We start from the raw sequence: 11,730 nt of genomic DNA on the forward strand, positions 1-11,730 counted from the left end.
TGGACACAGGTCGCTTCTTCGATGCCACAACATCCAGTGTGGCTTCACGCAGCGTCGTGGTGGTGGTCATCACGGCACCTTTCCCGCCGAGTCCTCACTCAGCGTGTCGGTGCCGGAAACACCGTTCGTTACACAGTCTCTCCGAGAGGGTGGGGCAGCCTCGCAGGGAACGGTGTTTGCGGACGCTACGTCTTTGCTCCGAGAAGGCGGAGCAAAGATGTAGCGCGCCAACACACCATCTAGTGCGCCGGCCATGAAGGTTCACCGGGTTGGTGGCTCGGGTCAGGCGGCCAGGGCGAGGGCTGGTCGGCCCCAGCGTTGCTGGCGTTGGCTGCGGAAACGGTCGCGTTCGCGGCGTTGGGCGGCCAGGACATCGGTGTGGCGGGCGTTGGCGTTGCGCCATCTGAGGTATTTCTGGAGTTCTTCGGCCAGGACGGTGTGGTTGGGGTGGTTGGAGTTGGCCATGGTGAAGCTTCGCAGCGGCCCGAACTGGGCCTCGATCGGGTTGGCCCACGAGGCATTCGTCGGGGTCAGGCACAGCTCCACGTTGTTACGTGCGGCCCAGAACCGGATCGCCGGGGTGGTGTTGGCCGACAGGTTGTCACAGATGATGTAGATCGGCGCGCCGCCGGGCAGGGCTGCGCGGATCGACTTGAACGCGGCCAGGGTGTGGTCGCCACCCTTGCGGCGGCGGGTCACACCCCACAGCTGATCCTGGCCGAGGCTGTAGCAGCCGTGGAAGTAGCGGATGCCGTGGGTACGCCGGTAGGTGGCCGGTAGCCGGTCCGGTCGGGTGGCCGGCGCCCAGCCGCTGCCGTGGTGCGGGCGGATCGACAGCGGCCCGAACTGGTCGAAGGCGAAACACCGATCCGGGTACCTGGTGGTGACCTCCTCGATCCGGTCGAGTTTGGCGTCCTTGTCCGGGTCGGCCGACTCCTTCCAGGTACGGGTGCGTTGGAAAGGATGTCGTTGTGGCGCAGCAGCTGCCGCAGCCGTTCCCGGCCGATTACCACCTGCCGGGTCGGGTTGGTGGTCAGGTAGTCGGCCAGCTTACGAAGACTCCAGTGGGTAAACGGGCGATCGCCGGCACCGGTGTCCCGGACGCCGACGCCATGATGATCAACGCCCGGCGGACCCGGATCGACTCGTGCTTGCCCCGCCGCACAAGCTGTTGCAGCCGACGGCCTCCCTCATCGGTCAACCTCCGCGCTCGTACCGGCTCAGCCATCCACGCACCCCACTTTCGACACCGATCCAGATCGCTATCGGGCGTGCGGCCGGACTCACCGAACCCGGGGGACCCACCCGGCGTGTCACCAACCCGGTGAACGTTCATGGCCAGCGCACTAGGCGTCGCCTGGTTGGGTCTGGGGGTTCGGGTTCGGTAATGGTGTTTCCGGCGGGTCTTGGGAATCGCTGCTCCTGCTTGGGTTAGAGCCGGCTTCACGTGCGGTTGGGCGCCGTTTGTGACAGGGGGTCGGTGAGTTTCGTGGTTTTGTCGTGGTTGTTTGTGCCGGTGGGTGAGGCGAAAGCGGTTTCGGTGAGGGTGTCGTGGCAGGCGGACTTGGGGATTGGTGCGTTTCGAGCGCAGGGCTGGGTGTTTTGCGGCCCGTGGCGGAGGCTGGTTTGGACGATCGAGGGGATTGTGCGCTCGGTGGTGGGTGAGCTCCGTGTTAACGTCGGATCATGACGGTGACCATCGACGACCTCACGGGGGTCGGCAACGTCGTGGATCCGGATTACCGCCACGTTACCAAGCAGATCAGCCATGGCGCGCCGCTGGCACTCGACGAACCTATCTGAAGTGGTACGAACTGTGCCGCCCGGATCAGACGATCGACCCGGCGGTTGACGCGGAGGCGCGGGCGTTCATCGATGCGGAGGTCGCATCCGGCCTGCTGCCGATCGCCGGTGATCTCGGGTTCGTCATCAACCACCTGTCGGGCGAGCATATCTACCTGCTGCTCGTGTTCACGTGGCGGGGCAACAACGAGATGTGGGAGTCGGTCTTCTACAAGGATGTCCGTGACGGCGCGCTGTTCCGGGCGGGGCCGGCCGATTCGCACCGGGGTGCGATCTGTGTATGGGAGTTCGGCGCTGTGGCGCACGAACATTTGGCGTGGACGGCGTATTTGCGCTCGGCCCGGGACCAGGCGGCAAAGCGGGCGTATGCCGAGAGCCAGTTCACCGGGCTGATCTGAATATCGCCCCTCGGATCACTAGGGTTGAGCGAACGCTACTTGGGCGGGCCGGTTGGTTCACGGCGAGGTCACGCAGTTGATCCAGTAGTTGCCGTCGCGGTCGATGGTGACGCCGTGGGTTTCGGCCTCGAAGCCCGGGAAGTGCCGGTCGAAGTCTTCCAGTGTGCGCAGGTAGGTCAGGATCGGGCCGCCGTGCTCACCGGCGTGTTCGCCGGGCATGAGCACCGGGATGCCCGGCGGTGTGGTGACGACCATGGTGGCCACCGTGCGCCCGGCGAGCTCGGCCAGGCGTACCGGTTGCGTGCCGCCGCGGATGAGCCGCTGGTAGGTCTGCGCCGGCGTGAGCTGTGGCCGGGGCGGATGGGTGAACGCGTCATCGAGCAGCGTGGTCAGCTTGAGGCTGCTCAGGTGGTCGTGCATCTGCTCGCACAGCTCGGGCAGCGTGAGCTTGGCGTAACGCTCGGGGAAGCGCTCGATCAGGTCGGGCAGGACGTGGCGCAGCTCGGTCCCCGCGTCGTAGAGGTTCTTGAAATCGATGAGGGCGTCCAGCAGGGTACCCCATTTGCCTTTGGTGATACCCATGGAGAACAGCACCAGACACGTGTAGGCGTCGGTCTTCTCCACCACGATTCCGCGATGCTCCAAATAGGACGTCAGGATGCGCGCGGGCACGCCGACCGGCGTGACCGTGCCGCGGGCGTCGACGCCGGGGCAGGTGATGGCGACCTTCACCGGGTCGAGCATGCAGTAGCCCTCGGTGAGTTCCTCAAAGCCGTGCCAGTCGGCGCCGGGCGCGAGCGTCCAGCAGCTGGGCTCGGTGCGCAGCAGGTCCAAAGGCGCGTCGGCGAACGGGTACTGGACCCCCGTTTCCGGGTCGGTGACCGTGTCGGGTTGCCACGTGCCGAAGAACCACGACGGGCGGTCGGCCGCGTCGGTGATCCGCCGGGCGATGCGCGACACCGCCTGCCGGAAGCGGATCGCCTCGGTGATCGCCTCGTCGAGCATCCACCGCCCGCCCGCGCCGTCCATCATGCCGGCCGCCACGTCCAGGCTCGCGATCATCGGGTACAACGGCGATGTCGTGCCATGCATCATGAAGGTTTCGTTGAACAGCTTCGGCTCGACGGGGCAGCGCGGCGCGGACTTGACGTGCACCATCGCGCTCTGCGACAGCGCGGCCAGCAGCTTGTGCGTGGACTGGGTGGCAAACACCGTGGGCCGGACGTCCTCGGGCACGGTCTCCGGGCCGACGGCCATGCCGTACCGGCGCGCGTAGAGCGGGTGGAACGCCGCGTAGGCGAACCACGCCTCGTCCAGATGCAACCGGGGCACGGTCTGGCCCAACAGCCGGGCCACCTCGACGGTGTTGTAGCACAGGCCGTCGTACGTCGAGTTCGTGATCACTGCGTAGCTTGGCCCATCGGTGTTGGCGCCTTCGGCGAACGGGGTTGCCGCAAGCTTCGCGACCACGGCGGCGGCCTCCAGCTCCGTGGGCGGGATCGGACCCATCAGACCGTACCCGTTGCGTGTGGGCACGAGATACACCGGGCGCGCACCGGTCATCGTGAGCCCGTGGTACACCGCCTTGTGGCAGTTGCGATCCACGAGCACGAAGTCGTCCTGGGCGACGCTGGCGTGGATGACCATCCGGTCGCAAGTGGAGTCGCCGTGCAGCACGAAATAGGTCTGGTCGGCCTGGAAGACTCGGGCCGCGTTGCGCTCGGCGTCGCCGATCGGCCCGGTGTGCTCGAACAGCGAACCCAGCTCGGCCACCGAAATCGACAGATCCGTGCGCAGCAGCCGTTCCCCATAGTAATCGTGGAACGCCCGCCCCACGGGCGATTTGAGAAACGCGATGCCGCCCGCGTGCGCCGGCGTGTGCCACGAGTATTCGTGCGCGTCCTCGAACTGGCGAAGCGCCGTGAAGAACGGCGGCAGAGAATCTTCAAGGTATGCCCGGGCCGCGTGGGCGATCCGCCCGGCGACGAAGTCGGGCGTATCCTCCAGCAGCCACACGTAACCGCGGACCACTTCGGACACCCACAACGGAAGGTTGTCGACCGACTCGCCGCGCGTCACGAGGAACGAAGGCAGCCGGTTGTACCGGGTCGCGAGCGCCCGCAGCACCTCTTCGGCCGCAGATGCGCCGTCTCCATCCGCGCTCGCCGCCTCGTTGCCGTCGAGGTTCCAGTCCACCAGGGCCGAGGCGAGGTCGGCCCGCGCGCTCACGTGCGCGACCGCCTCCTCCGCCGTCGCGGCCTGCAGCACCTGGAAACCGTGCCCCGCGAACCGTTCGGCCAGTTCCGTGAGCCGCGCCTGCATGACGGACGCCCCAGGCCCACCGTTTGCCGCCACCAACACCGCCGCTTGTGTCCTCACGTGGTCAACGTAACCACAAAACCGGGCGGTAAATGCGGGTTCGTTAGGATTCGCCCGCCAGCAGCTCGATCAGGCCCAGCGTCTCGGCCGCCACGAGCGCGGTGACGCGGTTGTGCGCGCCGAGCTTGCGGAACAGGCGCGCCTGCGTGTTTTCCACCGTCTTCTCGGCTATCCCGAGGCTGTGCGCCGTTTGCCGTACCGTATGTCCACATGCGATCGACCGCAGGATGTCGCCCTCGCGCGCGGTCAATTGCGGCATCCCGCGCGGCCGGCCGCCGATGACCGAGCCGGCGTCGGGCACGGCGAGCACGACGTGGCCGTGCGCGGCGAGTGTGAGCACCGAAACCAGTTCGTCGCACTGCATCTGGGCCGGGCTGACCACCGCCCGCACGCCCCGGTCGAGCGCGTGCATCACCTCGGCCCGCAGTACGGGCCCGGTGCGCGCCAACGCGATCGGCACGGTGAGGCTTGCCAGCCCGAGCCACGACTCCCGGGTGGGATCGACGAGCACAAGCAGTACCGGTCCGGCGTGCAGCTGGTCCCACATCTTGATTTCGCTGTCGCCGAACGTATTGTCGATGACGAAGGGTATGCCGTGCGCGAGCAACGCGGGCATGACGTAGTCGCACGCCGCCTGGTGCGCCCCGCGCAGCAACACCAGCAAGACCCCATGCGCCACTTCGGTGCCGTGCTGCGCCCCGTGCATGTGGTGATGGATACGGCGCTTGCTGGTCAGCCCGGCCCGCACGCACGCCTGACTGCCGCACTGCCGCAGCACGGTCATAAGCGCGTCCAACCCGTGCGAGCACGGCACGAGAGTGTCCACTCCGGACAGTATCGCGCTGGTCACCTCTTCGGGGTCGAGCCGGTCGTACGCCAGCACGACGGCGGTCTCGGGGAACTGCGAACGCAAGGCGCGCAGGGCTTCCAGACCGTCGGACACCTGCGCGGCCGTGTCGAACAGCACCACATCGGGCCGGCGCAGCGCGCACAGCTCGAACAGGTCGTCGGGCCGGGAAACGTGCCCCACCACGGCGAAGTCGGGGTGCGCGGCCAGGCTCGTGGCGAGCGCATCCCGGAAGAGGCGTCGCTCGCACCGGATAGCGATCCTCACAGGAATGAGTGTGGATGCGGACAACGCCTGTCCGCACCCACCCTTAAGGGATTCCTGTCCGTATCGAAGGAGTCCTACTGCCCGCGACTCGCCGGATCGACCCTCGCGAAGTGAAGGGGCCTGAACAAGGCGACGGTGTCGTCGATCGCGCCGTCCAACCCGGGCCGGATCGCCTCATCGTAGGCCGGCTGAAGCATCGCGTGGGCCGGGTCGTCTCACGCCTCCGAGGCTCTATTCAAATGCGCCGATTGTCAAAGTTGTGGATTAAGTATGATCTGCCGGTGAAGTACATGCTGCTCATCTATCAGAACGAGGAGTCCCGCAAGGCCATCGAGGCGGACCAGGAAGCGGTCTTCGCCTCGGTCGATGCGATCATGAAGGAGCTGGCCGAGACGGGTGAGCTGATCGGCGGGCGCGCCCTGACCGAGCCGCCGCGCAGCCGCACGGTGAAGGTGCGCAATGGCGAGACCATCGTCACCGATGGCCCGTTCCTTGAGGCAAAGGAGCACCTGGCCGGATACGTCGCGGTCGACTGCGCCGGCATGGAGCGGGCCATCGAGATCGCGGCGAAGTGGCCGGACGCCTGCTACTGCGCGATGGAGGTCCGCGAGGTGATCCACGATGACGACCGCGAGTGAACACTGCCAGGTGGTGACGACCACGGACTCCCGCGAGGCCGCCGACTCGCTCGCGTCCGGCGCGGTGCGTGCCCGGGTCGCCGCGTGCGCCCAGGTGATCGGCCCGATCACGAGCACGTACTGGTGGCAGGGCGCGATGGAGTCCGCACAGGAGTGGCAGATCGTGTTCAAGACGACCACCGGGCGATACGCGGAACTTGAGGCCCACATCCGGACGCGGCACGGCTACGACGTGCCCGAGATCCTGTGCACGCCGGTCACGGGTGGCAATCCCGCCTACCTGGCGTGGGTGACCGAGGAGACCCGTGCCCGGTAACGAGTGGGAAGGTCTGCTGCGCGACCTCGCGCCGCGGGTGCTCGGTGGGCTCGTGCGGCGCTACGGCTATTTCGACGAGTGCGAGGACGCGGTCCAGGAGGCGTTGCTGGAGGCGGCGGTCAAGTGGCCGGCCGAAGGGGTACCGGATAATCCAAGGGCTTGGTTGCACACGGTCGCCTCGCGGCGGCTGATCGACCTGTGGCGCAGCGACGAGGCCCGTAAGCGGCGGGAGCTTCAGGTCACGCTGCAGGAACCGCCACTGGCTTCGGTAACGGATGAGGACGACACGCTCAAGCTCCTGTTCCTGTGTTGCCACGATTCGCTTTCGCCGGCCTCGCAGATCGCGCTCACGCTGCGTGCGGTCGGCGGTCTGACCACGGCGCAGATCGCGCGGGCGTTCTTCGTGCCCGAGGCCACGATGGCGCAGCGGATCAGCCGTGCCAAGGCGACCATCAAGGGTGAGCCGTTTCGCATGCACGCCAACCTGGCGCCGGTGCTGCACGTGCTGTACCTCATCTTCAACGAGGGTTACACGGCGAGCTCAGGCGAGGCGCTGCACGACGTGACGCTCTCGGCCGAGGCGATCCGGCTCACCCGCATGCTGCCCGGGGACGGCGAGGTGGCCGGGCTGCTCGCGCTCATGCTGTTCACCGACGCGCGCCGCCCGGCCCGCACGAGTCCCGACGGCGCGCTCGTCCCGCTGGCCGAACAGGATCGGACCCTGTGGGATCGCGCGTCCATCGCCGAGGCGCAGGCGTTGCTGACCGACGCGCTGGCCAACCACACCATCGGGCCGTATCAGCTGCAGGCGGCGATCGCCGGGGTGCACGCCGAGGCGCCATCGGCCGACGAGACGGACTGGACGCAGATCCTTGCGCTGTATGGACTCCTGGCGCGCATGGCGCCCAACCCGATGGTGACGCTCAACCATGCCGTGGCACTTGCGATGGTGAAGGGCCCACAGGCCGGGCTGGACCTGCTGTCCACATTGGATGAGGACCCGCGCATGGCGAAACACCACCGGCTGGCGGCCGTGCGTGCGCACCTGCTCGAAATGTCCGGTGAACCGGCCGCCGCCCGGGAGGCGTACGAACTGGCCGCCAAGCGCACCACGAGCCTGCCCGAGCAGCGCTACCTGCTCGACCGCGCGGCGCGCCTGGCGTAGCGTCCGGCCTCAGGTTGTCGCCGCCACCAGCGCCTTGTCGGGCAGGGTGAACAGCTTCACGAACCGCTCCACGAAGAACCGGTCGCCGGCGAAGCGCAGCATGCCGACGTCGGCGCCGTCGTAGATGACGGCCGCAAGCGTGTTGGGGTCCGAGTCGATGACCGCGTCCGGTGCGGCGGCGGGGCCCCGGCCGATCTCGAAGCGGGAACCGTTGACGCAGGCGTGGTAGCGGTGCTCCCCGAACCGGAGCTCGTAGCTGGCCTTGAGCCCCCGCGCCGTGGACGGGTCGAAGAACGTGCGCATCTCCAGCGCCATGGCGTCGACGCTGAGCGGGAGTTCGGCGTTCAGGAACGGCGAGCGGGCGCCCCACCGTCCAAGTTGGAGAATGATGGGCTCGAGCTCCGCTCCCCAGTCGGTGAGCTCGTAAACCCATGCGGCGGCGGGCGGGGAGAGCCTGCGCCGGCGGATGACCGCGACGCGCTCCAGCTCGTCGAGCCGTTGCGAGAGCACGTTGGGGCTCACCCCGGGCAGGTCGGCGCGGAGGTCGGTGAATCGCTTGGGGCCAAGCAGGAGCTCCCGCACCACGAGCAGCGCCCAGCGCTCGCCGATCAAGTCGAGCGCGTGGGCCGAGGCGCATCTGTCGTCGTAGCTGCGTTTCGTCACCACGGGTACACCTAGTTCCTAGTGGATGGGTTGTTGTTCAGGACGAATGCCATCAGCGTGCGGTGATGCCTAAGATGAACCGATCGCGCCCGGCGTCCCGGGCGGCGGGTACCCTTGATGATCGTCCCTGGCGCGAGCGCGGTCAACGTCGTGTTGCCGCCAATCGGGTGATGACTTGCCCGTGAGCATTCCGCCTGCGAGGCTCATGTGCATGGCTATCGATGTTCAGGTACCTGCCTCGCGGGTATTCGCGAGGACCCGCCCGGTCGAGGACACGATCACTGTTCTTTTCGGGACCATGCTCGTCGTCGGCGTGCTGACCGACGCATGGGCGCACGTCAACCGGCGGTCCACTTTGGAGAGCTTCTTCACCCCGTGGCACGCCCTGCTTTACAGCGGCTTCGCCCTGCTCGCCGCTTGGACGATTTTCATGGGGTACCGGCGACGCCACGACGTCGCGGTCTGGTGGCGCGACGCGTGGCCGGCCGGGTACAAGCTCGGCGCGGTCGGGGTCATATTGTTCGCCGTGGGCGGGGCCGGCGACATGGCGTGGCACACCATTTTCGGGATCGAGTCCGGGCTGGAGGTGTCGCTGAGCCCGTCGCACCTGCTCCTCGATCTCGGTGGGGTGCTGGTGCTGACGAGCCCACTGCGGTCGTGGTGGGCGGCGGGATCCGAGCGTGCGCGCGCTTTCTCCGGCGTGGCGTCGTTGGCGCTGGCCCTGACCATGGCCTCGGTGCTGCTGATGTCGTACATGCCGCTGACCCAGGCGGCCGCGACCAAGGCCTATCGCGCGGGCAGCGGGTCGCCGGAGCACCTCACGGCGCTCGCGGGGGTGCAGGGCTACCTGTTCGCGACCGTCCTGTTCGTCATACCGCTGCTGCTGTGCCACCGGCGGCGGGCGACTCCCGGAGTGGCCACGGCCATGGTCGGCACGCTATCACTGTTCACGCTCGCGATGTACCAGTTCCCCGCTCCACAGTGGACGGCCCTGCTCGGCGCCACGCTGGGTGCGGCTCTCGTCGACGCGACACTGCTGCGATTGGACACCGTGCGCGGCCCGTACGCGCCGCTGCGGCTGCCGATCGCGGGCGGGATGTTCGCTCTGTGCGTGTGGTCGGGCCACCTGCTCGGCCTGCACGTGGCGGCCGGCATCGCGTGGCCGCCGGAGCTGTGGACCGGCACCCTCGTCATGACCATCGCGCTCGGCGCGGCTCTGGGCGGCCTGGCCACAACGCGCAACCAGACGGTCGAGGTGCCCCAAGGTTAGCCACTGCGCGGCGCTACGTCTCTGCTCTGGTGTCTTGGAGCAGAGGTTGCCGGTGGTGCTTGTGCGGCGCTACGTCTCTGCTCCGGCATCTTGGAGCAGAGACGTAGCGCGCGATGACACAGGTCGGAGCCCTGGGTGTAGTGGGCTGTGACCGGGTCGTCAGCTGATCCGGACGTCGTCGACGGCGGCCTCGAGCACGCTGCCGGTCGCGGCGTCGGCGGCCTCGACGAGGATCGTGACCGTCTGCCCGCCGAACGACGTGAGGTTGATGTTGGCCGTTTGCCAGGCCGCGCTCACGTTGCTGGCCGCGCCCAGCCGCTCGAACACGAGGGTGCCGTTGACCCGCACCCGCAGATAGTCTGCGTTGCTCGCGTTGTTGAGGTGGGCGAGATAGTAGCGCAACGACAGGGTCAGCGTGCGCCCGCTGGGCAGGGCGATCGACGGGGACCGGATGGACGTGACCCCGCCGTCGAGGTCGTTGGCGCTCGCCGATCCGTTCAGCAGTCGCCCGGTGACCAGGCAGTTGACCCCGCTCGTCGTCGTGCCGAGCTGAGTGGTCGTGGTGCCGGAGGTCGCGGCCTCCGGGTCACCGCGCTCGAACCGGCCGGCCGTCGCCGTGTCGGTCCCGCTCGGGTTGGCGACCCAGCCCAGGTTGGTCTCGAACGTGTCCTCGAACACGACCGTGCCACCGGACTCCGGCGGGAACCGCACGACCCGGTCATCGGTCGCGATCGGGGTGCCCCGGCCGTCGCGGTTGCTGGTGGCGATCCACAGGTACCCGTCCGGTCCAACCGCGACGGTGCGGATGCGACCGTAGGTCCCCTGCAGTTGCGAGGTGGGCGTCCCGCCGCCCACCGGCACCAGCCACAGCCTCGTCCCCCGCAGCGCCGCGGCGAACAGGGTGTTGTTGGCGTAGGCGAGCCCGCTGGGCGAGGCCTGCGAGGTCGGCCACGTGACCATCGGGTTGCGCAACGACGGGTTGCTGCACGTGCCCTCGCAGGTGGGCCAACCGTAGTTGCCTCCGGCCACGATCTGGTTCACCTCGTCGGTGGTGTTCTGGCCGAACTCGGTGGCGAACATGCGCCCCTGCCCATCCCACGCCAGGCCCTGCACGTTGCGGTGGCCGTAGCTGTACACGACCGAGTTGGCGAACGGATTGCCCGACGCCGGCACCCCGCCCGTCGGCGTCATCCGCAGGATCTTGCCGGCCAGGGTGTTGAGGTTTTGCGCGTTGGAGGTGTTGTTGGCGTCGCCCGTGCCGGCGTAGAGCATGCCGTCGGGACCGAACGCGATGCGGCCGCCGTCGTGGATGTTGGCCTTGGGGATGCCGGAGCGGACGACCTGCACGGTGCCCGGCGTGGCCAGCTGGAACCGCACAATGCGGTTGTCCGCGCTGGCGGTGTGGTAGGCGTAGATCCAGCCGTCGCTGGCGTAGGTTGGCGAGACGGCCAGGCCCAGCAGACCCGCCTCTCCGGCCGGCACCACGCCCGGGATCGTGCCGACGACCGCCGGCGCCTGGCCCGGCCGCAGCCGCAGGACGCGGGCGCTGTTGCGCTCCGAGACCAGCGCACTGCCGTCGGGCAGGAACGCCAGCCCCCAAGGGATCTGCAGGCCGGTGGCGACGACCTCCGGGCGGGTCAGATCGAAGCCGGCGACCTGGATGGACGGACCGGCCGACTGGGCCGGGTTCGCCGCCGCGCCCATGGTGAGGGTAAGCGTGGCGGCCGCGATGAGTGACAACAACGATCGGGTGTTCATGAGATCTCCCTTGATCGAGGTTCATGAATACCCTAGGTCAGGTGTCACAACGACGGCAAGTGGTGACGAGTCAGGTGGTGTTCGGCATTTCGGACGCGACGCCGTCAGCTGCTCCAGCGCAGGCGGCGCAGCAGGACCGGGGCGGACGTGCGGCGGGCCTGCTCACGCTGCGCGGCCTGGCACGCGAAGCGCACCCGCCGGACCCGGCTCGCGGCCTCGAACGCCT

Annotated in this window: 10 protein-coding genes and 1 pseudogene; 6 read left to right on the top strand and 5 right to left on the bottom strand. The window is 68.2% G+C overall.

Features of this window, described 5'->3' with window-relative positions:
* Positions 1-282: 282 nt before the first annotated feature.
* Positions 283-1,228: pseudogene (locus DM816_RS45575) on the bottom strand (transposase).
* 739 nt (positions 1,229-1,967) lie between these two features.
* Between DM816_RS45575 and DM816_RS43145 the strand changes: the two are divergent.
* Positions 1,968-2,201: a hypothetical protein gene (locus DM816_RS43145; protein ID WP_162908148.1), complete on the top strand. Its 234-nt coding sequence runs from the start codon at positions 1,968-1,970 to the stop codon at positions 2,199-2,201.
* A 57-nt stretch (positions 2,202-2,258) separates the two neighbouring features.
* On the opposite strand, the gene DM816_RS35050 is transcribed toward DM816_RS43145, so the two are convergent.
* Both DM816_RS35050 and DM816_RS35055 read right to left on the bottom strand, forming a co-directional pair.
* Positions 2,259-4,580 carry an Orn/Lys/Arg family decarboxylase gene (locus tag DM816_RS35050; RefSeq protein ID WP_211588991.1) on the bottom strand — a complete coding sequence of 774 codons (2,322 nt, stop codon included), beginning with the start codon at positions 4,578-4,580 and terminating at the stop codon, positions 2,259-2,261.
* 43 nt (positions 4,581-4,623) lie between these two features.
* The gene (locus tag DM816_RS35055) at positions 4,624-5,694 is read right to left on the bottom strand and encodes a LuxR C-terminal-related transcriptional regulator (protein ID WP_162908149.1); all 1,071 of its coding nucleotides are present in this window, start codon (positions 5,692-5,694) and stop codon (positions 4,624-4,626) included.
* A 290-nt stretch (positions 5,695-5,984) separates the two neighbouring features.
* On the opposite strand from DM816_RS35055, the gene DM816_RS35060 reads away from it, so the two are divergent.
* From DM816_RS35060 to DM816_RS35070, 3 genes are read left to right on the top strand one after another with little or no spacing between them, the layout of a single operon-like run.
* Entirely contained in the window at positions 5,985-6,332 is a 348-nt protein-coding gene (locus tag DM816_RS35060) for a YciI family protein (protein ID WP_246002540.1), read from the top strand.
* Positions 6,316-6,648, top strand: a complete 333-nt coding sequence (gene cutA / locus DM816_RS35065) for a divalent-cation tolerance protein CutA (RefSeq protein WP_117214756.1) — start codon at positions 6,316-6,318, stop codon at positions 6,646-6,648. Before DM816_RS35060 ends, cutA begins: the two co-directional genes overlap by 17 nt.
* Positions 6,638-7,813 carry an RNA polymerase sigma factor gene (locus DM816_RS35070; RefSeq protein WP_117214757.1) on the top strand — a complete coding sequence of 392 codons (1,176 nt, stop codon included), beginning with the start codon at positions 6,638-6,640 and terminating at the stop codon, positions 7,811-7,813. Before cutA ends, DM816_RS35070 begins: the two co-directional genes overlap by 11 nt.
* 9 nt (positions 7,814-7,822) lie before the next feature.
* Here the strand turns inward: DM816_RS35070 and DM816_RS35075 are convergent, their stop codons facing one another.
* Complete coding sequence (locus DM816_RS35075) at positions 7,823-8,476, bottom strand: winged helix-turn-helix transcriptional regulator (protein WP_211588992.1); 654 nt, start codon at positions 8,474-8,476, stop codon at positions 7,823-7,825.
* Between the two features lie 211 nt (positions 8,477-8,687).
* Here DM816_RS35075 and DM816_RS35080 point away from each other — a divergent pair, with 211 nt between their 5' ends.
* The gene (locus tag DM816_RS35080) at positions 8,688-9,746 is read left to right on the top strand and encodes a hypothetical protein (RefSeq protein ID WP_162908150.1); all 1,059 of its coding nucleotides are present in this window, start codon (positions 8,688-8,690) and stop codon (positions 9,744-9,746) included.
* A 159-nt stretch (positions 9,747-9,905) separates the two neighbouring features.
* Here DM816_RS35080 and DM816_RS35085 read toward each other — a convergent pair whose 3' ends face one another.
* A complete protein-coding gene (locus DM816_RS35085; RefSeq protein WP_117214760.1) occupies positions 9,906-11,504 on the bottom strand; it encodes a PQQ-dependent sugar dehydrogenase in 1,599 nt (532 codons plus the stop codon).
* A gap of 41 nt (positions 11,505-11,545) precedes the next feature.
* Between DM816_RS35085 and DM816_RS43150 the strand changes: the two genes are divergently transcribed.
* Positions 11,546-11,730, top strand: a 185-nt coding sequence (locus DM816_RS43150) for a hypothetical protein (RefSeq protein ID WP_162908151.1), incomplete at its 3' end; no start/stop codon positions are given.

The organism is Allorhizocola rhizosphaerae, assembly GCF_003426775.1.
Taxonomy (GTDB): Bacteria; Actinomycetota; Actinomycetes; order Mycobacteriales; family Micromonosporaceae; genus Allorhizocola; species Allorhizocola rhizosphaerae.

What these genes read in the sequence shown, in the direction of transcription:
- DM816_RS35085 (WP_117214760.1), bottom strand. Translation starts at nt 11,504, where the DNA reads ATGAACACCCGATCGTTGTTGTCACTCATCGCGGCCGCCACGCTTACC.
- DM816_RS35060 (WP_246002540.1), top strand. Translation starts at nt 5,985, where the DNA reads ATGCTGCTCATCTATCAGAACGAGGAGTCCCGCAAGGCCATCGAGGCG.
- DM816_RS35080 (WP_162908150.1), top strand. Translation starts at nt 8,688, where the DNA reads ATGGCTATCGATGTTCAGGTACCTGCCTCGCGGGTATTCGCGAGGACC.
- cutA (WP_117214756.1), top strand. Translation starts at nt 6,316, where the DNA reads ATGACGACCGCGAGTGAACACTGCCAGGTGGTGACGACCACGGACTCC.